Annotated in this window: 1 protein-coding gene (only partly in view); it reads left to right on the top strand. The window is 66.3% G+C overall.

Annotated elements, in window-relative coordinates; translation table 11 throughout:
- Positions 1 to 25,167, top strand: the 3' portion of a protein-coding gene (locus KGD87_RS08300; RefSeq protein ID WP_284666924.1) for an Ig-like domain-containing protein. Its footprint begins 6,885 nt before the window's first position; the window shows 25,167 of its 32,052 coding nt (coding positions 6,886–32,052); its start codon lies beyond the left edge, outside the window; the stop codon is at positions 25,165 to 25,167.

The following is a 25,167-nucleotide window of genomic DNA, read 5'->3' as shown; positions in this document are numbered from 1 at the left end:
CAGTTGCGGGTCAACGGCATGATGATGGAGCAGGTGCTTCGGGCTCCGCCCTTCGTGTTCCGGGTCGAAGTTCCCGAAGGCGGGGACGCCCTTGAGCTGCAAGCGGTGGCGCGGGACTCGTTCAACCACGAAGTCCGCAGCCAGGTGGTTCGGCTGCCTGTCGTGGACGACCGGGCTCCCACCGTTGCGATCGCCGAGCCACGAGAAGGTGTCACGCTGACGGAAGGCAGGGACTTTGCCTTCGTGGTGGCCGCCCAGGACGATGTGGGCATCGCCTCGGTCGAAGCCACGGTGGAGGGCGGGATCGGAGGCACGCTGCGCTTCGCCAGCACGACCGCGCCGCACCGCTTCCGCGTCCCCCTGCCATATGGCTCGGCGGGGCGCACGCTGACGCTGAGGGCCACCGCCCGGGACACGACGGGCAAGGAGGCCCTGGCCCCGGCGGTGCAGGTCGCGGTCCAGGCCGACACGTCGCCGCCGGAGGTGTCCTTCCGGACGCCCGCCAACCAGTCGGAAATCACGGCTGGGCAGGTGCTTCGCGTCGAGGTGGACGCGGACGACAACGTCGGCGTCGTTCGCGTGGACTTCACGCTCAACGGGGACTTCCACGCCACCATGCCCGCGCCGCCCTACGCCTTCTCGTATCGCGTGCCTCCAGACCAGGCGGGACAGGCCGTGGCCATCAACGCAACGGCCACGGATACGTCCGGCAACGTGTCATCCGCCTCGGTGTCGGTGGGCGTGGTGCAAGACGAGCTTCCAGAGGTTGAGCTCAGGCCCGTTGCCCAGATGGTGGCCGGCCGTCCCTCCTCCCTGGTGGCGGAGGCGTCGGATGACGTCGCGGTCGCCAGCGTGAGCTTCTTTGTCACGCGTCCGGGGGAGGCCGAGGTCGAAGTGGGGCGGCGCAACCAGTTGCCCTTTGAGTTCATCTACACGCCCGAACGGCTGGTTGGGAGTGAGCCTCTTCCGACCCTGGTGTTCCGCGCCCGCGCGGTCGACGTCGCGGGCCAGGAGCGGTGGAGCAACCCGGTTTCCGCTTCGGTCCAGAGAGATCAGCCGCCCACGGTGGCCATCACCCGGCCTTTCGCCGGGAGTGCGATTTTCGAAAGCACACCGGTGCGGGTGGAGGCAGATGCCACGGACCTTGAAGGGCCCGTGAAGGCCGTCCACTTCTTCGTGGACGGTAAGAGTGTGGGAACCGCCCTGGCGCCCGCCGGAATCGCCGGCAAGCCCACCGTCTTCACCACCACCTTCCATCCAGAACTGGGAAGTGGAAACCGGACGCTGGTGCTCACGGCGGTGGCGGTTGACTCCGCGGACCAGGAGGCACAGTCCGCGCCCGTGCACCTGGGCACCGTACGCGACACGGTCGCTCCCGAGGTCGAACTCGTGGATCCCCCGGGTCATGACGTCGTGACGGAGGGCACCACGATGGCGTTGACCGCCGGGGCCTCCGACAACGCGTCAATCGCCAAGGTGGAGTTCATCCTCGACGGGGGCGTCGTGGGGTCGACCACGGTCTCCTCGGGAGGACCCGCCAATCGCCCTCTGTATGGCGTGGAGTGGCCCGTCCCCTCGGGGCAGGCAGGGGACGTGCTGGAGTTCCGCGCCGCCGCGGAAGACCCGACGGGCAACCGCGGGGAATCGGCATCCGAGAAAGTGGAGATCGGCATGGCGCCGGCCTTCGAGTTCGACCCCTTCAATCAACTGGGGGCGCAGTCGTTCCTACGGGCGGGGCCCGAGCGGCGTCTGCTGATTGGCTCCGTCCGGGAATCAAACCATCAGGTCGCCATCACCCAGGTGGACCAAGGCACGGCGACGAATCTGGGGCTCGCCTTCGTGGACGGTCCACCGCGTGCCGCCGCATTGGTGCAAGGGCTCGCCGTGGTCGCCACGGCCCGGCCCACGGCAGTGGGGGGAGCGGTGCCGCATCCGCCACAGCTCACCCTGATTGACGTGTCGGGCGTACCGGCCGTGTTGCCACTGCGCCTGGGCACCGTTGACCTGCCTGGTGAGAACATTCATGGCGTGGCCGTCGCGGGGTACCTCGCCTTCGTCGCCAATGGTGACGAAGGCGTCGCCGTGGTCGACATTGGCGTCCGGGCCGCGCCGATCCGGCTGAGCTCACTTCCCACGGAAGGGCCTGCCCTCGACGTCACGGTTCATGGAGACCTGCTCCTGGTGGCGGGGGGCGCGGCGGGTCTGCGGGTGCATGACCTCCGCTCGCCCGGGATGAAGGAAGTCGGATTCATCGCGTTGCCGGGTGAAGCCGTGCGAGTCGTGGCGCAAGGCACGCGTGCATACGTGGCCTGCCGTGACGCCGCCGCGACGCTGGCGGTCGTGGACCTGACGCGTCCCAGCGAACCGCTGGTTCGTTCACTCCTCTCGCACCGGTCGGAACGGGAGTCCCTCTTCGCGACGGGACTTTCGGACGTGGCAGTGAGTGGAAACCTGGCGGTGGTGGCCGCCTCCTTGGTGGATGTGAATGGCCAGCCGGCCAAGGGACTGTTGTCGGCATCGACGTTGCGCGCGGATGGCACCGTGGCACTCCGGCCCATGAAGGCCAATCTGCCGAAGGCAGGCGACGTTGCGGTCATCTCCGGCGTCCCCGTGGCCAGTTTCGGCCAGACGGGCGGAGCGGCCTTCCTCCCGAGGCGCCTCTCGGTGACTGGAATGCGCCCGGAGGACGGCGCGGCGCAGGTCGCCGTGAATGCCCCCGTGGCCATCGAGTTCTCCACGCCACCGTCTTCGGGGGACGTGACGGAGCAGTCCGTGATGCTCCGAGAAGGCGATGCCGTGCTGGGGCGCTTGATTCCCGCCGCGCTCGAAGCCGATGGACGGACCGTGACACTGACACCGACAGACCCGCTGACGGTGTCCGCGCGGTACTTCGTCACGGTGACGACGGCTGTCAAGGATGTCAATGGAGCGGCATTGGCCGAGCCCTTCGTCGCGAGTTTCACGACGCGGGCAACCGCGGGGACTCCTCCCGCAATCTCCCAGGTGTCGCCATCCGCCGGGCCACTCGAGGGTGGCACACAAGTGACGGTTCACGGAGACCACTTCGCTCAGGGGGCCCGGGTGTACTTCGCTGGCGCCGAGGCCCGGGTGGTGGAGGTGTCCGAAGACCACAAGTGCATCACCGTCGTGACGCCCGCTCGGAGTGAAGGTCCGGCGCTCGTGACGGTGGTGAATCCGGATGGGGGAGAAGGGGTCCTCATCGGGGGCTTCGTGTACCTGCCCATGTTGCAGGTCTCATTCGTCGCGCCCGCCTCAGGTCCAGTCGCCGGTGGCACGCATGTGGAGGTTTCTGGCGCGGGCTTCCAGCGCGACGCGACCGTGACGTTCAACGGCATCCCCGCCACACAGGTCCGGGTGCTCGCGCCGGGCCGCCTGGAGGCGGTGACCCCCGAGGGCACCTTTGGGCCCGCCGACGTGGTGGTGACGAACCCTGACGGCCAGCGCGCGTACACCGCGGGGGCGTTCCTCTATAGCCGCCTGGCCGTTTCGCGCGTCATCGGGCGCTACAGTCCTCAGGTACACGGAAACACGCAGCCCGCCCATGTCTTGTCGCGGGGGGCGCCAGTGGCCGTGACACTTCAGGACAAGACAGCCTGGGTGTTGTCCGCGGCGCAGGTCTACACCGCGGCGAAGTCGCCCACGGAGTTGTTGACCCGGAGCATCCGTGGCGGGCTCGGTGCGGTCGACGTCTCGGCGCCAGCCGATGCTTCGGTGATGGGGGGCGTCTCCATTCAACCGCCGTATCAGCCCGTGGACCTGGCGGTGCGTGGGAAGCGTGCCTACGTAGTGGCCAACGGCAGTGAGCTGCCGCATGTAGACGTGGCGGGTGAGGGGGAAGGCGCCCTGATGGTGTTCGACTTGACGCACCCGAACGCCCCCACCTCGCTGCCGCCCGTGTCGTTCCCTGGGACGGCGCACGCCGTCGCGCTCGTTGGAGACCTGGCGTTGGTGGCGGCGGGGGATGCCGGCGTTCAGGTGTTCTCGATCTCGAACCCGGATCGGCCGTTGCTGTTGGGCTCGAAGCAGAACTATCTGATGGCGGGTGTCTTCGGTCCGGTATCGGTGACGAAGGTCGCGGCGGCCGGCCGTCATGCCTTGTTGCACGCCACGCGAGGAAGCGTGTCGAGCACGCTGCTCGTGGACCTCGCGACGCCTGGCTTCTCGGCGGTAGGCGAGCTGTCCGGAGACTTTGGTGAGATGGCCATCCGGGGTCCCCAGGCCCTTGCTGCGTCGCGCTCACTGCGGACCGTATCGCTCGTGCCGTCCTCACGGCCCTATGTCCACGCAGTGGTGCCTCCGCTCATGCGGTCAGGCCTCTTCGTGGGTGGTGCAGCCCATCCGCACGTGGCCGCGGCCATCACCTCACCCGTGGGGACGGTGGGCAGTCCCGCATCACTGCAGTTCGTGGACGCCTCCGACATGGCGGCGCCGCGCGGGATTGACGCCATTGACCTGTTCCCGGCGACGAACCTCTCCGACGTCGACATTGACGGGGACGTGGCCGTGGCATCCATTTCCGCCACCCATCGGAACCAGGCGAACGATGGCCTCGCCGTCGTCCAGTTGCCCTTCCCGGTCGTAGTGTCCAGCACGCCCATGAATGGCGAAGAGGATGTGCGTCCCACGGAGTCCGTGCGGCTGACGTTCAACGTCCCCGTCGCCCTGGGGGCCTCTGGAGTCAATTCTGCTCGACTGTACGAGCTCAACGGTTCGGCTGAGGGCGAGGATGTGACTGGGACGGTCACCGTGTCCGGAACCGAGCTGGTGATTTCTCCCAGCGGTGAACTGGGGCTGACGAAACGCTACCGCCTGGTGGTGCAGGGCATTCGCGAGGTCGTCGAAGGGGGGGCTGGCACCGGCGCGGTAATGCCGGGGACCTATGTCCTGGAGTTCACGACGGCTGGTGCGCGCGATGCCGTCAGGATGAGTGTCTCAGGCCTTTCCGAACGGGAGGGACCTGTCGAAGGGGGCACGGAGCTGACCATTGAGGGCAGCGGCTTCTCTGCGGGGATGCAGGTCGCCTTCAACGGTCGGGCTGCCACTCAAATCAATGTCTCCGTGGATGGGACGGAGGTGTCGATGCTGACGCCCGCCGGGACGGAAGGCGCCGCGACGATCGAGTTGACGAGCACCGCGGGCGTGTCCGTCATCCTGCCAGGGGCCTTCCTCTACACACGGGAGCTGGCGCTGACGAGTGTCGCGCCCGCGCGTGGCCCCATGTCGGGTGGCACACGTGTGCTCATCGAAGGCCATGGATTCTCTGTCACCGAGCCGGTCGTGGTTCGATTCAACGGTGTCGAGGGCCAGTTCGTGCGGGTCCTGGGCCTCAACCGGCTGGAGGTCTACACGCCGAACGGTGTTGCGGGGTCCGCGGATGTGACGGTTCAGAACCCGGATGGGACGACCCGAACCCTTCAGGACGCCTTCACCTATGATCAGCCCACGGGCGCGTCTGTGGCGCTCAACGGCACGCTGCGTGATGCCGTGGTGATTGGCTCCTATGCCTATGTGGTGGGGAGCAACGGCCTGCATGTCGTGGACATGTCGGGCGTGTATACGCGCGGCCCGAATGCGGGCGGAGGCGTCGCCATCCCGCCGGATCGCCAGGCCGGGTTGGTGGATGAGGACGGCATCGGTGGCGACGACCGCATCATCGGGACGTTGGGCACGGGCGACCTCTGGGCGGTGTCCTATCCGGGGTTGGAGGGAGACCGGCTCTTCGCCAGCGGTGTCGATGAAGACGGCAGTGTTGCCGCGGGCGCCATCTACGAGTTCGACATTTCGAATCCGGCTGAGCCTGTGCTCGTCATCGAGAGGAGTATTGCAGGGGCGGGAGTCTATGACGTGGATGCCCGCGGCGACCGGCTCCTGGCTGCCGCGGCAAACGCGGGCTTCCACACCTTCGACATCTCCCACGCGCCGTTCCCCATTCGGGAGTACGTGTCCGAGCCTGGCGCTCAGGCCATCGCCCTGGAGGGCGGGCTGGCCGTGGCGGGTGTGGGCACCCGCACCACGGCGGGGACCGTGTCCGGTGGGAAGCTGCGAACGCTGTCCGTCGAAGGCCCGCTGACGGTCCGCGGGGAGCTCGACCTGAACGTCCAACGCGTGCGGTTGCGCGGCACGCTCGCGGCCGTGGCGGCGGGTTCTGCGGGGCTGGTGCTGGTGGATGTGAGCAACCCGGACGCCCCCACCCAGGTGAGTTCGATTGACGTCCACGGCTTCGCCACCGACGTGCGCCTGGTGGGAGACCTGGCCTACGTGTCAGCAGGCACCGCGGGCGTGGCGATCGTGGACATCAGCACCCCCGGAGCGCCCCTCTTGTTGCGCCATGTGACGGGGGCGCACGCGGGCAGCACGCTTGCCGCGGCGGTGACGCCGGGCGGACGCGTCGTCAGCTTGCGCCAGCGCGCCGCGGGTGGTGGGTGGTCCCTGGACTTCGGTCAAGGCACCGAGCTTTCCGTGGTCAGCGCCAGCGTCTCGCCCGGTGATGTGGTGCCACTGAATCTCAGCTCGATCACGGTGACGCTTTCCACCTCGGTGGACTCGACGACCGTTGATTCGGCGCTTCAGCTCACTGCCGGTGGCGTCGTCGTGGATGGGGATAAGGAAGCGGGAACGACCGAGGACGCGCGCAGCACCATCGTGTTCCGATTGAAGGAGCCCCTGCCCGCCGATGTTCCCTTGCGGTTGACGCTCAGCGAGACGCTCGAGAGCACCGCGGGACATCCGCTTGTCGCGCCGTTCTTCGTGGACTTCTGGAGTGCAGCCGCGGAAGGCGCGGCGCCGCGCATTTCGCAGTTGGTTCCTCGAGTCGGGCCGGTGTCGGGCGGTGGCATCAGCGAGTTGCTCGGCTTTGACTTCGATGAATCAGCCGAGGTGTACATCGGTGGTGTCCGCGCCGCTGTCCTCGCAAGCTCGTCATCACGAATCACCGTGAATGTTCCCGCGGGGGCTCCGGGCCTGGCGGACGTGGTGGTGCGCAACGTGGCCACGGGGCTGAGCGCGCGCCGTGAGGGCGGCTACCTGTACACGCTGCCCCTGTACGTCGAGAGCGCGACCCCTCGGTTCTTGAACCCGCGCGGAGGCAGCACCGTGGACATCGAGGGAGAAGGGTTCCTCCCTGATTGGGCACATCCGCTGGGCTCTACCCAGGTGCGGGTGCGGGGGATCCTTGCGACCCAGGTGCAGGTGCTCTCGTTGACCCGGATGCGCGCCGTGGCGGGACCGGGGTCGTTTGGTGACGCACCCGTCGTCGTCGTCGCGCCAGACGGAGTTGACCGCAGCGCGGCGCCAGAGCGCGTGGGCTACGGCCTGCCGTTCCTCGGCGAGGAGAAGGCGCTGTCGGTTCGGCCGGGGGCGCTGACCCGCAGTCCGCTGTCTCCGTACTTCATCTATTCTTCGGGAGGCTCCGCGATCAGCGGAAACAAGTTCGAACAGTCCTACCTGGGGACGCTCACGGGTGGGGGCACCGTGCCCCAGTCCTACCGCATGGCGGCGTTCGACGTGCAGCTCGCCACGAGGCCACGGGCAGCAGGGGCCCAGGTGGTGAACTCGAACCGCGAGGACGACGCGCAGATTGACCGGTTGGTCGCCGTGCTCCAGGGCCGGTTGCCGCGGGGCACGCCCTTGCCAGATGTCGAGCTGATGCCGGACTCGCTCGACGTGGCGATTTCTGGCGACACGCTCTACGTCGCCAACGGGCGAAGCGGACTGGCCGTCCTCGACGGCCGTGGCACGACGCAACAGCAGCCGGACGGCACACTCGAAAGCCTCAAGCTCCTGGGCCGAGCCAAGCTGGGCACCGCCAATGAGCTCATGGCCTCGCGGGTGGTGCCTACGCCCGTGGGCGCTTGGGTGCTCGCCAATGGTCTGCAGGGAGACCCAGACGTTCCGCCTCCCAGCTTCTGTCTGCCTGTCCAGCCACAGATCGGGGCGAAGGGCAGTGTGCTGCTGGTGGACGCGCGTCATCCCGAAGACCCGCTGTTGGTCTCCCAGGTGGGAGGGGGAGAGGACTTCCAGCCCTACGGCGCCACCGTGAAGAATGGGCGGCTGTACGTGGTCACGGGCGACCACCAAGGCGTCTTGTACGTGAAGTGCGACGCATCCCAGCCGATGCCTCCGCTGCCGGACCACTCGCTCGATTACGGTCAGCGCACGGCCTACAAGGACCGCGAGGCCCTGCCGAAGAACAACCGGCTCCACATCTACAGTTCCGCCGGCGCTGATGCGCAGGTCGTCGGTTCGATTGCCATCGAAGGCAATCTCACGGACGTCGTCGTGCATGACGGCGTTGCCATTGTCGCCTCGGCCGAGTTTGGCCTCACGTTCGTGGACGTGAGCAACCCCGCGTCACCCCAGTTCGTCACCCAGATTGAATTCGACTCGACGCTCTCCAACACCCCGGGCCAGCCGCAGCGGTTGCGGCTCGTGGGTGACGTGCTGTTCGTGGCCGCCAATGAAGGTGGTGTCGTGCTGGTGGACGTGTCGGATCCGCGTAATCCGAACCTGTTGAGTGGCGGCAACACCGAGCCCGCGTTCGACTCCCTGGCGGTGGGAGATCGCCTGCTGCTCGCGGGAAGACAGCAACTGACGGAGCTGGAAACGCCATTCATGCTGGTGACGGGCTACAGCCCTGCGCGGGGTGAGCGCGTGCCACCCAGCCTGCCGCAGCTCGTGGTCCAGATGAACCGGCCGATCGCCGAGTCCACCGTCACGAGCGGCACGGTTCGCTTGAGGGGACCTGATGGCGCGCTGGTGCCCCTGACGTTAAGCGTGCGCGACATTCCGGGACAGCTCGACTTCGCCATCGTGGCGTCACTCGAGGCGCCTCTCCTTCCCGAGAGCACGTACCACCTGGAAGTGGATACGGCGGTCACGGATCAGCGCGCGGGCGGGTTGTTGATCCCGCTGAGAACGACGTTCGTCACTGGCAAGGCCAACGCTCGCCAACCGGTTATCGACACGGTGTCACCTTCGACGGTCTCCACATCAGGGGGACAGGAGGTGACCCTGAGCGGCAGTGGGCTCCTGGGCGTGAGCACCGTGAAGCTCTCCGCCAATCAGGTGGCGTCCATTGCGTCTCGCACTGACAGCGAGCTGCGGTTCACGCTTCCGCCGCTGACCGCGGGCCCCGTGGATCTCTGGGTGGTGGATGAAGGGCTCCCTGAGGCGTATTTCCCCGCGGCGCTGTTGGCGCTCGAACCGCTGCCCGGCCAGGTCACCCTCAGCCCGAACCATGGTCCGGTGGAGGGACACACGCGGGTTCGCGTCTCGATGTCCGCCCGCGCGGTGGCTCCGGGGACCACGGTTCGTGTGGGCAACAAGGCTGCGGTCGACGTGGACATCCTCGACCTGTCTTCGCTGGAGTTCACCACTCCGGAGGCGACCGGCGCGGGAATCGAGACCGTTGAGCTCGTCCCGCCTTGCGACGATGCACCGCAGACGCCGTGTCCTGGCGTTCCGGTCGGGACGTTCTCCTATGACTTGCCGATCGGCGTGGGAATGGACCTGCCCGGGTTCCCGCCGCGCGTTGCATCGGCGCTGGAGTTGGTGGGGAACACGCTCTACGTCGGTGTCTCCACACCAGGCCAGTCGGGCCTCGAGATTTTCGATGTCCGTCTGGAAGAGCGTCCGCTTCGGCTGGGGGGCCTGACCACCCATTCTCCCGTGCGAGACCTGGACGTGGATGGAGCCTTGGCGCTGCTGGCCAATGACGTGGCCGGTCTCGCGGTGGTGGACGTGACGCGCTCGGATGCGCCGGTGCTCATGCGCCAGGTCGCGACGGCGCAGGGCGGCGCGGGTTCAGGGTGGGCCACGGCGGTGCGAATCGAAGGCACCGACGCGTTCGTCGCAACCGTGGACCCCTCGGTGGCCGCCGGCTACGTCCAGGTGTTCGATGCCAGCTCGCCTGCGATGCTGGTTTCCAGAACGGTGTCGCTTGATGCGGATGCCCTGGCGCTGGAACTGGGACCGGAGCGCCTGTTCGCGCTGACGTCGAACGTGGTGGGCCCACAAGGCGATGGTCTCTCCCTGTCCATCTACGACCGCGAGGGCGTGCGCCTGGGGCGCATCCTGGTGGATGCCTCGGTGACCTCCTACGAGGCGCTCGTCCGCAGCCGCGTCGTGGTTCGAGGCGCTCGTGCCTATGTGACGGTGGGACGTCGCCTGTATGTGTACGACCTCTCCAACCCAGCAATGCCTGCGCTGATTCAGGACTCCGACCTGGGTTCGGCATCGACGGGCCTCGGCTGGGCGGCCGGCACGCTCTTCGTGGCGACCGGGGGGGAGCGCACGGTGCAATCCATTCCCCCGAACGAGCTGCTTCCCGTCGGGATGACGCCCGCACCAGGGGGGCATGCGATGCCGGACACACACGTGAAGGTGGACTTCACGCTTCCGGTGCTTCGGTCGTCGCTCACGCCGGAGACGGCGACGGTGTCACGCGTCCGCGCTGGTGACGTGAGCACCGTCGAGGGGACCTGGCACGTCGAGTACGCCGTGAGGGGCTCGTCGGTCATCTTCACTCCGAGCGAGCCGTTCGCGCCGAATGACGAAGTCACGGTGTCACTGAATGGACTGGTGTCCTTCAACCTGCTCCCCCAGGCGGTGGCGTTCTCCGGATCGTTCCATGTCGTCGACACGGATGCCGTGCAGCCCGTCATCTCGACACTGGTCCCTGCCTCTGGCCGTGCCGACCAGTCTACGCAGGCGTTGCTCGCAGGCCGCGGCTTCAGGGAGGACACCACGGTTCGCGTCGGTGGGCAGGTTGCAGCCGCCACGTTGGGTGAGGATGGCCTGTCCATGACGCTCCAGGTTCCGCCTGCCATCGAGGTCAACGGCCTCCCAGTAGCCGGTCCCGCGACCGTGGAAGTCATCGACCCGAGTGGCTTGTTCGCCCGGAGGATGGGCGGCTTCGTGTATCGCGAGCCTTTGACGCTGCTCAGCCTCACGCCGGGTCGGGCTCCGCAGCAGGGCGGGACGAGGGTTCGGCTCCAAGGACGGGGCTTCGCGCCGGGAATGAAGGTGTCCTTTGGTGGGACGAATTCATTCGACGTGCGTGTGCTGAGTACGGAGAGCGCGGAGGCTGTCGCTCCGCCTCATCCCGGCGGAATGGTCGACGTGGCCGTACAGGCAGGCACCGAAGTTTCGTCGCTGCCTGCTTCATTCCTCTACGGCTCAGGGGCCGTGGCGCGTCTGTCGACCGCGCCCGTGCGGGATGTGGTCATCGACTCTGGGGTCGCCTATGCGGCGCTGGGTGCGGTCGTCGACGTCCATGACGTAGCGGGTGGAGCGCCGCTTCAGGCGAATCGGAAGACGCCGAAGGGCGGCCTGCTGCTCGCCAATCTCAGTGACCCGACGCACGTTACCGTCATCAGCGAACTCGACTTCCCCGGGGAAGGGGGCAGCCACCGGGTCCTGAAGCGAGGCGATACCGTCTACGTCGCGGCAGGGTCGGGCGGCGTGCGCATCGTGGATGTCTCGACCCCGGCGGAGATCGAGGAGGCGTACCCGCAGCTCCAGGTCAGTGGTGCCGCGGCGGATATCGCCATCGGCGGCACATTGCTCTTCGTGGGCGATACGGCGGGTGTGCAGGTCTTCGACCTGGCCGACGGGACTCGCCGGCCGCTCCATATCGGAACGCGTGCGATTCCAGGCGGCGTGAGCGCGCTGGCGCTCCATGGGCCACACCTGCTCGTCTCCAGCGCGTCTCCTGGTGCCCCCGTGCTGTACGTGCTGGATGCCAGGACGGGCAACCTGACGCCCCATGGATCGGCCCACCTGTCCGCCCCCGCGGTGCACATCACCGCGGAGGGGACTCGGGCGTTCCTTTCGCTCGGGAAGGCAAAGCAGGTCGCCATCTATGATTTGACGGACGTGAACAACCCCGCGCCCGCAGGGACCCTGTTGGTGGACGGGCCGGTGGGGGATTGGGCGTCCGCCGAGCAGACACGCGTCGCGGGCGGCGTGGCCTACGTTGCCGCGGGCGGTGGGAAGGTGTTGCGGTACTCCGTCCTGGAGGGCGTCGCGCCCGTCCAACTGGGCCGAGCGACGGTGTTTGGCGACGCACGCACGCTGGCCTTCATGGGTCGCTACCTGCTCGTGGGGACGCTGTTCCTCGACAAGAACGGTACGCCCGTGGAGCTCCCCGTGAGTGATGCCGCGGACGCCAACCTTCCGCTCGCGGGCGCCCTGGCGTCGGTGGAGCTGGACACGCTCGACATCCGCGGAACCGTGCCAGGCGACGGAGAGGTGGTGCCTCCGGGCGCGGTCGTCCAGGTCTTGCTGACCGCGCTCCCGGATGAAGCAAGCGCCGGTGAGGTGACGCTGGTCCACCGTACTGACGACGAAGCCGTTCCCGTGGCGCGACGGGTTCGCGTGGATGCCCAGGGCGGGCAGGTGGAGCTGACACCCTATGTGCCATTGGCCCTGGACACGGCCTACGAGCTGCGGATCGGCGCGGACCTCAGGGACCTTCGGGGCGCGACGTTGGGAGTGCCTGGGCGCGTTCGCTTCCGGACCAGCCGCGATGCGTCACAGGAGCGGCCGGAGATTGCGTCCGTGTCGCCTGCTTATGGCCTTGCCGCGGGTGGAAATGAGGTGGAGGTGCTCGGGGGCGGATTCCTGAGCGGCTGCCTCGTGACGATGGGCGGCGTGCCCGCGCCAGTGAAGGAGGTGTCCTCGGATGGCCGGAGGATTCGCGTGACGGTGCCGGCAGGGCAGCCGGGGGCGGCCGCGGTCGAGGTCACCAACCCTGGCGGTTTGTCGCACCTGCTGCTGGGGGCCTACCGGTATCTGGAGTCCCCGGCCCTGGCCGATGTGCAGCCGCGACATGCGCCGTTTGGCAGTCGCGCCGTGGTGAAGGTGACGGGGGCGGGGCTCTTCCCAGGCTCACAGGTGCACTTCGACACGGTGCCCGCACGTTCGGTGGTGATGGATGATGCTGGCGCACTGCTCGTCGAGGTTCCCGACAACGTGACGGGACGTGTGGCCCTGACTGTGCTGACGCCAGGCGTTCCGCCCCAGCAGGCAACCTTGCAGGGTGGCTTCACCTTCACCCTCGTGGAGCGCGCGCGTCTCGACAACATGGGCGCCGTGATTGCCAGGCACGGACATCGCGTGTTTGCCGCGCGGGATGACGTGCTGACGGTGGTGGACTTCAGCGTGGCCGGGAGTCCGGGCGTGGTGGGGCAAGTCGAGGGCGTCAGCGACCCCGTGGACATGGCCCTCCATGGGACGGAGCTCTTCCTGGCCGGTAGGACCGAGGTGGTCCGCTACAATGTGTCCGAAGCCGTCTGCAGCCCTGCGCCGCACGCGCCGTGCAGTCCGGTGGAGCTGGAGCGCGTGCAACTGGCGCCGTCGACCCCGTTTGCCTTGAAGGCCGTGGCGGCTGGTGGCGCTGGTGCTTACGTGGCGGTGGCGGGTGGCAATGAGCTGGCGCTGCTCGCACCGGTTGATGGGGCCTACGTGGTGGTGGCCCGCACGTTCCTGGGAACGGGATCGGTCATCGACCTGGATGTGGTGGATGAGGCGCTCCTGGTCCTCATCGAAGATGGCGTGAGCGGCTCTCGGCTGGAGATTCGCAGCACCGAGGGCAGCACGCTTCCACTCCTGAACGCCATTCCCGACCTTGGAACGCCCATGGGCGCGTTGACGCGGGAAGGCCGCAGGGTGGCGGCCTCCGCGGGTGGAGCGCTGCACCTGTTCGACGTCACGGATCCGTCGGAGCCACGCGTATTGGCCTATGCGTTGGACCCGTCGGGTGGGTCCTCGAAGTCGCTGGTGCTGAGCGGGCCGTGGCTGCTGGCTGTCAACGGAAACCGCGTCTCGTGGCTGGACACGACGCAGTCGCTGACCGAACGCAGCTTCGCGCTCACGGGGAGCAGTGTCGCTGGCGCCACCATCGTCAATGGCGTGGCGGTGGTCAGCGTCGGCAACTCCCTGCGCGCGCTGGAGTTGCCGTATCCGACCGTTGCTTCACTGTCACCGCTGCCCGGCGAAGCCATCGCGATCAATGGCAGCGTGACCGTCTCCCTGGCTACGGACTCATCCGCCGCGATTGCCGCGGGTTCATCACTTCAACTCTGGGATGGTGCCTTGCAGGTTCCCGGAGCTGCGAATCCCGCGGCGACGTCGCTCGCGTTCATTCCTTCAACGGCGCTGGATCCCTCGCGCATCTATGAGGCGAGACTGGAGCTGGCGCCAGTGCCGTCTGTCCATGGCAGCCACCTGCTGGCACCTTGGAGCTACGGCCTTCGGGCGGGAGGGGCGCCGGTTTCGCTCCGTGTCGATACGATGCTTCCGGCCAGCGGCCCCGTGGCAGGTGGCGTTCCCGTGGTGTTGTCGGGCATCGGGTTCAATGCCTCGACCGTCGTGACGATTGGCGGGGAGGAGGCGCCTCGGATTGGCGATGCCCAGGAAGCTAGCCTGACCGTGACGCTTCCTCCGGCCGGTGCCGCGGGCCCAGCGGTGGTTCGCGTGATTCGCGCGGACGGTGCGGAAGCCACTGCCGCGTCGCCGTTCTTGTACGTCGCGCCCATGAGCTTCGTGGAGGTGACACCGCGTGCAGTGGACGTCGCGGGTGGCTGGGTTCGCATCGTGGGGTCGGGCTTCCATCGAGGCATCGAGGTCCGGTTCGATGGCGTCCGCGCGGAGACCCGGGGCTTCACTTCAGCAGGCGTGGAGGCGTTCGTTCCGGCGGGAGACATCCGTCATCTGTCGCTCACGCTGACGCAGCCTGGGGCCGCTCCCGTGAACGTCACGAACGCGGTTTATCGAGGTGACGTCCGGGCACCGGTGGTGGAGCACGTCGAGCCCCTTGACACCCTTGGCCTTCTGAACGTGCCGTTGGCGGCAATATTTGACGTGCGCTTCGACGAACCCCTGTCGACGGAGAGCGCGAATCAACTTCGCCTGCTTCGCCATTCCTCGGAAGTCCCGGTACCGGGCGCGTCCGAGTTGCTGCCGGACGGGCGGACACTTCGTTTCACGCCCTCCGAAGCGCCCACGTCCACGACGTTCTATGCCCTCACGGCATTGGGAGTGATGGACGTCGCCGGCAATGTCGCAAGCACCTTCCGGAAGAACTTCAGAACGGTTGACACCGTGAAGCCGACGCTCGAACTCCAGCGGGCGGGAGGCACCGTAGTGTTGACGAATGATGCGTTCGCGGCGGGCGTTACCTGGTCGTTCCAGGTCGCGGCCTCAGATGACAGCAATCAGGCGGTCACGACGACGCTGAGCGTGAACGGTGCGCCGCTCACCGGCGGCTCGGGAGGTACCTATTCGTACAGCTGGCTACCGACTGCCGTGGGCACGACGCAGCTTTTGACGGCGACCGCAACGGATTCGAGCGGAAATACCAGTCTGCCATGGGAGGTGCAGATTCAGGTTGTCGAGGATTCTCCGCCGTCCGTCACGATCCAGCAACCTGTTGCCGATGCGACTCGTGAGGAAGGTGCCACGGAGACCGTGGTCGTCTCCGCGGTCGACAACTCCGTGGTGACCGCGGTCGAGCTCCACCTGGATGGGGTCCCCTGGGCGAAGCTCAGCGGCTTGACCGCGACGACAGCGACCTTGACGCGTGAGGTTCCCCTGGGCCGGGTCCAGGGGAGCGCGACCAGTCAGCAGCGGGTCCTGACCGCGTATGCCACTGACAACAAAGGCCAGGTCACCGCGTCGAATCCGCGGACGCTGACAGTGACGCGGGACGCGGCACCTCCGACCGTTCTCGTGCGGACGCCCATGGAGGGAGGGCGCGTGGTGTCCGGAGCGACGCTGGCGCTCGAGGCGATTGCCTCGGATACGAATGGTGTCGCTGAGGTCGAATTCTTCGTCAATGAGACCTCGGTGGGCGTCGCCCGGAGCGCGCCCTGGCGCGTGACTTGGCAAGCGCCCGTCGTCACGACGGCACAACCGCACGTGGTTCGGGTCGTCGCGCGTGACACGCGGGAGAATGCAGGTGAAGCCACCGCGTCGTTCTCCGTGGAGCCTTCGTCGGTCCGGCCTTACGTTGCGCTGACGTCGCCCGATGCTGGCACGCAGTTGCAGGAAGGCAGGCCCTTCGGAGTGGCGGTGAACGCCGTTGCAGCGGGCGCCGTGGCCGCTGTTCGCATCACCGCGGGTGCTGAGGAGCACGTGTTGACCCAGGCGCCATGGCACACCGAGTTCATTGCACCGGTGCTGGATGGAGGCACCGCGCCGCTGGAGCTTACGGCCCAGGTCACCGACAAATCGGGCGAGTCCAGCCTGGTTGCTCGCCTCGCTGTGACGGTCCTGGATGACGGTCAAACGAGCGCGGATGTGGCACTGGCCCAGGAACCGGAGGGTCCGTTGCTTCTGGGCGGGTCGACGGTCGCGCTGACTGCAGCATTGGACGCAGGGACGCGTCCTGAGCTGTCCGTCCATGTCGGGGAGGCCGCTCTTCCCGTGCAACTCGCAACGGGCGGGCTGTCCGGAACCTCGCGTTTGCCAGAGGGGCCAGAAGGCGCTGCGGTCGCGACGCGCGCGGTTGTCACCGCTCCCGGCGGGGCTTCCGGTGTCGCAGTGCGCCAAGGTACGCTGGCCGTGCTGACCAGTGGCCAGCCAGTCGTCGTTGAGGATGCGGCGAACTTCATGGAGCCCGTGGCACTGGTCTCCCGTGGCGACTCCGTGCTGGTTGTCCGCTCGGACAGCGGAGGAGGGGGAGAACTGGAGCTGCGGTCGCGTCAATCCGGTGCGAGAGTGGCGGCTCGAAGCCTCGCTGGGACGCCAGTAGGTGCCATCTTTGCGGGTAATGAGGTGGTGGTCGCCGTTCAAAACAAGGGAGCGGGCTCGCTGGAGCGGTTCACGCTTCCGGACCTTGAGCCCAGCCCGCTGGCGTCCACACCGCTCGTGCGCGCACCGTCTGCACTGGACGGCGTGCGTGACTGGCTTGCCGTCGCGAACGACCAGGGCGTCGAACTGCGGCAGGTCGACGGAACGTGGATGGGCCGCCTGCTTCTGGGGCCGGTCACCTCGATTGCTATCGCGGGCTCGCACCTGTTCGCCAGCACGGCGACAGAGGTGGTTGCCGTGGACGTCACCGCGGTGAATGCGCCGCGCGAGCTGGCTAGAGCCAGCTTCGGTGGCACGTCTTTCAATGCGACCGCAGCGCTGGCGGATGGCGGCGTTTGTGTGGCCGGCAGCCTGGTTCGTTGCTTCGCGGTGGTCGAGTCGGAGACGCCGCAGTTGCTGACTCGCGGCGAAGTGCCGCTGGGCGGACAGGCGCTGAACGCGGCGCCATTTGGCGAACTGCTGGTCGTGGGGACCGCGTCGGGCGCTCGCATCATCGACGTACGTGGAACGCCCATGGGCGCCGGCGTGTATCCGGATGCGAAGGGCCCTGCCGCCTTGATCCCGGGAGCCCTGGTGAGCGGCACGTCCCGTGGGATCGCCCGTCAGGCCGTGATTCGTGGCCCGGCATCACCGCAGGTCGCCTTGCAGTTGCCCACCTCCGCGGCCCAGGGGGCTCGCGTCTCCCTTGATGCGACGGTGTCGGACGACGTGCTACCTCTCAATGGCTTCACGGCCGAGGTGTCCATCAACGGTGTTACCGCGGATACGCGTGACACCCAGCTCCCGGCGTGGATCGACCTGCCTGCTACGGGTGACTCGGCGGCGGTGGCGCTGGTCGTTCGCGATCTGGCGGGTCGGCAGGTCCGCGTTGAACGGACGATAACGCTCACGGAGTCTCCGTCAGCGGAAGGGCCCACACTTGCGGACGTGAGAATGCCCTCAGAGGTGGTCGAGGGGGCGTTCTTCCCGGTAGCGGCGGTCCCTGTCCATCCAGCCCAGGTGTCACAGGTGGAAGTCTCGCTGGCCGGCAGCGCTCCGGTTGTCCTGTCGGCGCCCCGGCTCGCGGGTGAGCTGCAGGCCCCCGACGTCCCAGCTGGCAGCCCTACGTCGATTCAGGTGACATCTGTCGCCCTGGATGCCCAGGGCACACGCGGCCCCCCGCTGACGCGGACAGTGTTGGTGCGGGACGGGGAGGGCGGACAAGCCCCGGTGGTGAGTGTGCTGCGACGGGCCCTGAGTGACTCGGGCGCAATCTACGAGGGCGCCTTCGTCACAGTCGAGGCTGCCGTCGCAACCGGCGACGTGGGCGACAGCATTCGTCTGATGGTGGAGGGACAAGAGGCCGCGCACGTTTCCGGCTCACACATCCTGGTCCCCGTCCGGATTCCTTTTGGAGGAGGCTCGCGGACAGTCGCGGTGACCGCCATGGCTCGGGACGCCGCAGGACGAGAATCCGAACCGGCGACGCTGTCGCTCACGGTTCTTGGCGACGTCAATCCACCAATCCTCAGCGTCATCAAGACCGATCCGACAGATGAGACCATTGCCGCGGGCAGTGAGTTGGTCGCGACCGTCGAGGCGACCGACGATGTCGCATTGGAGCGGGTCTCGCTTGAACTGTCGATCGCCGACGTCGTCCAGGCCCGTGGTGGCTTGGCGCTTCGTTACGAAATCCCCGCGCACACGCTGCCTGGTACCGAGCTGAAGTTGAAGGCGAGGGCCGAGGACAGGGCGGGGCAGGTGGCGGTCACTACCTTGAGCCGGTTTGTTTCCGCGGCAGCACTCCCTGTCCAGGTCGCGACGGTGCCGCTCGAGGGGGCATCTTCGCTCACTCGATTGGGGGACCGGGTCTACGCGGCAACAACGAAGGGGGTTTGGGTGGGGCGGTTGCACGGGCCCGCCCATGCACAGGAACTGGAGACAGTGGGGTTGTTGCCGACTCCTGTTCCGCCCGTTGGATTGGCCCCGTTTGCGGATCACGTCGCCGTCGCGCTTGATGCACATGGCCTCTGGCTTGTGAACACCAGCGGCTCTGGAACCCCCATTGTCTCAGCGCGGATGCCTGGCCGTTACACGGGGGTTGCGATGTCTGGCCGGCTCTTTGCATCGCTAATCAACGACAACGGGCATTATCGAACCGACACGGTGGACGTCACTGTTCCAAGCCGGCCCTGGCTTGTCAGCAGCACCCCGAACACCACGGTCTCAGGCCGTGTGATTGGCGCTGTGGCGGATGGCGTTATCCAGACGCTAGGCGCATCGATAGTGTCCGCTCCGGTGACAGGGGAGAATGGAGTGACGATCCAGCAGTCGTTCAACGTTCAGCCAGCGCTCGTTCGTGCTGCGCAAATCGATGGCGAGCTGGTGGTCGTTGGGACGGATCGCTCTGTGCAAGCCTGGGCGAGGACTCAGAATACTTCCTTTGAGAAACTGGATGAGGTGCCGCTGCCTTCCGGAGTCCGCTCCATCGAAGTTGTTCGTGGTCTGGCTTACGTCGCCGGAGAAGAGGGTTGGCTCCGGATTCTAGACTTCCGAAACCCTGCCGCGCCGCGAGTGCTGTCGCGGTCAAAGCTCGACGCACATGAACTCCTGGTCAGTGGCGGCCAGGTACTGGCGACGGGGCCCGCTGGCGTCAGTCTCTTGAACCTTCCCCAGGCGGTGCCGGCAACTGCCGCAGGACTCGTAACGGTGGGCCAGCCTGCGATGACGCTGACGGCCTTCCGCGGCGGGGCATTGGTCGCGGCGGGGGCGTCAGGTGTCCAAGCCGTCGATGTAACGCGGAGCGCCGTGCCGGTACTCGCGGGACAATTGTTCACAGGCAGCGACGTTCAGCAGGTGGAGCGAATCGGGCGCGACACGTTCGTTCTCGACGGCACCGCCATCCGGTTCGCACGGGAGACGACAGCGGGGACGCTCACATCCGACAACACGGAGACCCAGGGGCTTCAGCAAGCGCTGGGGAGCGTCGATCGCCTGGCCGTGGCCAGGGATCGACTCTGGGCGATCTCAACCTCAGGGGCCGTCAAGACGATTCAATGGCCGCGAGTGGGCCCTGGAGAGTCGCTGATTCTCGGCAGCGCGGCCTTCGACGTCGCGGGTGACGAGCGCCACGCCTTGGTCGCCATGGGGAACCACGGGGCTGCCATCGTGGGGGTTGCGCCCTCGGGACAGATTCGTCGTTCAGGAACACTCCCTGTGACAGCTTCAGCGGTGGCGCTGGAGGGTGCGCTTGCTGTCGTCGGCGGGCCCTCGACGCTCTCCGTGTTCGGGCTGGCTGACGACGCGTCTCCCGAATTGTTGGGCACCGTGCCCACCGCGGGCCCCGTACAGCGAATCCGCCTTGAAGGCAGGTTGGCCATCGTCAGTGAAGGAGCCGCAGGCGTTGAACTCTGGCATCTGCCTGCGGGGGCTCCAGCAGTCCGGCTGATGCACGTGCCTGCGTCAAACGCGCATGACGCTATCGTGGCCGCAGGTCGGCTCCTTGTCGCGGATACGCTTGAAGGCAACCAGGGAGCGGTGCGCGCGTACATGCCACCTGCGGCGGCCGTGCCGTCCGTACGCATCGTCACTCCTGCCAATCCTTCCGTGGTGGAAGCCGGGACGAATGTTGTCGTGTCGGCGCTCGCGGGTGGAATCGGGTTGGATGATGCCGAACTGGTCGTCGATGGAGTGGCTTCTGCAGTCGCCGAGGAAGCAGGGATGAAAGCCCGCTGGACGGTTCCGGCAGGCTCCGCAGTGGGACAGCGGCATGAATTGCAGTTCAGGGTGCGCGGTGCCGGAGGAATGGAAGCCCTCTCTATCCCCCTGTCGCTCACGGTCCTACCCCCGGCAACGCAATCTCCCAGCGTCAGTTTGACAGCCCCTGTGGGGGGAACGACCGTCGCTTCTGGCGCTACGCTGACAGTGCGAGCTCAAAGCACGGCGGGAATTGCGCCCGTTTCTGTCTCCGCCCGGCTCGGTTCAACGTATCTCGGGGAACTCAGTCAGAGTTCTTCGAACCCGATGCTCTTCGAGGCCATCTTCCGGGCGCCTGTGACGAGCACGCCGGAAACGCTGCCGCTAACCGTCCTTTTGGTGGACGGATCTGGTCGGACGGCGGAAGCCTCCGCGCAAGTGTCGCTAGGCGTGGACAACAACGCGCCTGGCACGCCCTCGGGGCTTCCCGCTCAACTGCGCGCAGGGCCTGCTGTCAACCAAATGACGATCCAGGCGACGGACGATGGGGTGCTGTGGATCGAGTTGGAGAAGGACGGAGCACGCCTGGCGCATTCGCAAGAGTCGAGCGGCACAGCCTCTCTTCGCCATGAATTGGTGCTCCCTGAAGACTCCGTCGGACAACAAGTGACGCTGACGGCCACGGCTGTGGATCTCATGGGGCGCCGTACTCCGGTGACTCAGTCGTACGTTGTCGCGGTGGATGGCGTGCCGCCGACAGTGAGCTTTGGGTCATATCCGCCGCCCTTGAGTGCATTTGAGGGTGCAAGCATCAACGTCTATGCGTCTGCCTCGGATCCAGACAACGACATTGAAAACATAAGACTATACGCAAATGGTGTGGAGTTTGCATTCAATGCATCACACTTTGTGTCTGCGAGCTATCTGCTGCCGAAACTGAGTGAACAGTCTGCCGTTGTGTTCCGCGCGGTGGCGACGGACCGGCGTGGCCGGACGGCTGCGGTCGAGCGGACCACCACGCTTCAAGCCAACCCCGCGCCGGTGCTGACGTATACGATGACGCCGAACCCTGCACTTCAGGGCGAGACAGTCCGCATCTGCGCACGAGCGAAAGACAACTCAAGCATTGCTCAATTCTCTGCCTCTGCGGACGGCGAGTCCCTTCTGGGTTCAACGTCCTGTGGAACTGGGTGCATTGACCTCTGCGCAGACAGGCTGATCGGCTTGTCTGCAACACAGGTCATGGTTGAATCCAGTGCCGTCGACGAACTGGGTGCGACGGCAAGTGGTTCGCATGTGTTTCAGGTGAATGAAAATCAGCCTCCTGCAGCCATGCTCTCCCCAAGCATTAATATGGCTGTGGGCATTGAGGGGAGCATCACGGGCACCTGGACTGACGAACGCGTCACACTTGCATGGGCAGAGTTTCGAGTGAATGGTGTCCGAGTAGGCAGCCGTATCAATGCTCCCTACAGGGGCTATCAGCTTAGCCGAGACTACACTCCGATATCGAGTGGCATGGTCCGTGTCAGCCTTGTCGTTCAGGATCACTTGGGGTTGGAGTCGGAGGCATTCCGCGACATCTTCGTCCTTGATCCTCAATATCCAGCAGACGTGACAGATGTCATTGCCGCCAACGATCATCGATTTGAAGGCATGGATATTGTTGTTCGAGGTGACGACAGGCTTCGAATTGACGGCACCCACGTCTTCAGAAACTTGCATGTGCGAGACCGCGCAGTCGTGACTCACAGTTCGCCAGGTGGCGCAGACGCCAACTACTTCGACGTCACGGTCACGGATGAGGTTCGAATCGACGTTTCGTCGAGCATCGACGTCAGTGGCAAGGGGTACCTGGGCGGCTGGCAGGCGGGCAATGGGCTGCGAGATGGACTGACGCAAGGAAACACCCCCACAGAGAAGGCCGCCGCAGGAGGAAGCTACGGCGGGTATGGCACTGTGCAGGCGCCCGCAGTGCCTGCGGCATTCGTTCCGCTTTACGGGGACTATGAGGACCCGGCGGATTTTGGCTCGGGTGGCTCGGGTGGCACGACGGCGGCTTCACCAGGAGGGAGTGGCGGTGGCCTGCTGCGGCTGAAGGCCGGCAGCCTCCTGCTGAATGGCAAGTTGCTGGCCAATGCCGAAGCGGGAAGCGGGACGCTCAGTTACGGTGGCGCAGGGGGTGGCATCCGGGTCGAGGTCGGCACGCTTGCAGGCACCGGCATCATCCAGGCCATGGGCGGGCCGGGGAGCGATTTAGTTTCAGACCGAGGAGGAGGCGGCGGGCGCGTTGCGGTCTATTACGACGAGGCTGAGAGCACCTTCCCCTGGAACAAAATCTCCGCCGCGGGCAACGGTGGCGGCGCTGGAACGGTGTTCCTCAAGTCAAGTTCCGCCCTTCATGGCGACCTCGTTTTCGATAACGACGGCAGGGCCAGCGCCACAGCCACGCCGCTCGCTGGAGGTGTGTTCAATCGGCTCGCGGTGCGAGAGCGCGCTCAATTGGAAGTAGCGAATGCGGTTTCAGCATCCAGCCTGGAGTTTCTTTCCCGCGGACAAGCCGTCTTCCATGGCTCGGTCAGCGGGGCAATTGGCTCCCTCTGGGTTGATGGCTATGAGACGACAGTGGAGTTGCACCAGCCATGGGCCTTCCCATCTGGGATTCCCGTGGAGGTTACAAACCAAGCGCAGCTCATCATCAATGGGGAGGCGCCACTGCGATTGGCCAGTCTGACGGTGGCAGGTGGCAGTGCCTCGCTGAAGCAGCGTCGCAACGAATCAGGCGGAGTGCACCCACTCATCCTAGAAGTCGAAGGGGAGGTGGAAGTCGGCAATCTTTATGCGAGCATCGACGTCAGTGGCACGGGGTACCTGGGCGGCTGGCAGGCGGGCAATGGGCTGCGAGATGGACTGACGCAAGGAAACACCCCCACGGAGAAAGCCGCCGCGGGAGGAAGCTACGGCGGGTATGGCACTGTGCAGGCGCCCGCAGTGCCTGCGGCATTCGTTCCGCTTTACGGGGATTATGAGGACCCGGCGGATTTTGGCTCGGGTGGCTCGGGTGGCACGACGGCGGCTTCACCAGGAGGGAGTGGCGGTGGCCTGCTGCGGCTGAAGGCCGGCAGCCTCCTGCTGAATGGCAAGTTGCTGGCCAATGCCGAAGCAGGGAGCGGGACGCTCAGTTACGGTGGCGCAGGGGGCGGCATCCGGGTCGAGGTCGGCACGCTTGCAGGCACCGGCATCATCCAGGCCATGGGCGGGCCGGGGAGCGGTTTAGTTTCAGACCGAGGAGGAGGCGGCGGGCGCGTTGCGGTCTATTACGACGAGGCTGAGAGCACCTTCCCCTGGAACAAAATCTCCGCCGCGGGCAACGGTGGCGGCGCTGGAACGGTGTTCCTCAAGTCAAGTTCCGCCCTTCATGGCGACCTCGTTTTCGATAACGACGGCAGGGCCAGCGCCACAGCCACGCCGCTCGCTGGAGGTGTGTTCAATCGGCTCGCGGTGCGAGAGCGCGCTCAATTGGAAGTAGCGAATGCGGTTTCAGCATCCAGCCTGGAGTTTCTTTCCCGCGGACAAGCCGTCTTCCATGGCTCGGTCAGCGGGGCAATTGGCTCCCTCTGGGTTGATGGCTATGAGACGACAGTGGAGTTGCACCAGCCATGGGCCTTCCCATCTGGGATTCCCGTGGAGGTTACAAACCAAGCGCAGCTCATCATCAATGGGGAGGCGCCACTGCGATTGGCCAGTCTGACGGTGGCAGGTGGCAGTGCCTCGCTGAAGCAGCGTCGCAACGAATCAGGCGGAGTGCACCCACTCATCCTAGAAGTCGAAGGGGAGGTGGAAGTCGGCAATCTTTATGCGAGCATCGACGTCAGTGGCACGGGGTACCTGGGCGGCTGGCAGGCGGGCAATGGGCTGCGAGATGGACTGACGCAAGGAAACACCCCCACGGAGAAAGCCGCCGCGGGAGGAAGCTACGGCGGGTATGGCACTGTGCAGGCGCCCGCAGTGCCTGCGGCATTCGTTCCGCTTTACGGGGATTATGAGGACCCGGCGGATTTTGGCTCGGGTGGCTCGGGTGGCACGACGGCGGCTTCACCAGGAGGGAGTGGCGGTGGCCTGCTGCGGCTGAAGGCCGGCAGCCTCCTGCTGAATGGCAAGTTGCTGGCCAATGCCGAAGCAGGGAGCGGGACGCTCAGTTACGGTGGCGCAGGGGGCGGCATCCGGGTCGAGGTCGGCACGCTTGCAGGCACCGGCGTCATCCAGGCCATGGGAGCAAGGGGGAGTGCTGCAACCCCAAGCCGAGGAGGAGGCGGCGGGCGCGTTGCGGTCTATTACGACGAGGCTGAGAGCACCTTCCCCTGGAACAAAATCTCCGCCGCGGGCAACGGTGGCGGCGCTGGAACGGTGTTCCTCAAGTCAAGCTCCGCCCTTCATGGCGACCTCATTCTTGACAACAATGGTTCGGATGGGCTTGCGTCAAATGTTCGCCCAACTGAACTCTTTCACACGGCTGAAGGCGTGCAGACATTCAGGGACTTCCTGGTTGCGCGAAAGGCCTCTGTGACCACACTTGATACACTGATTGTCACTGGCACACTGACCGTCGACTCAACTTCGCGACTTCAGTCCCAGAACATCAATCTGCCATTGCCATGA

The sequence above is a fragment of the Myxococcus sp. SDU36 genome (assembly GCF_030168875.1).
Classification (GTDB): Bacteria; Myxococcota; Myxococcia; order Myxococcales; family Myxococcaceae; genus Myxococcus; species Myxococcus vastator.
The sequence above is the reverse complement of the archived record's forward strand: the minus strand, read 5'-3'. Positions and strand labels throughout refer to the sequence as shown.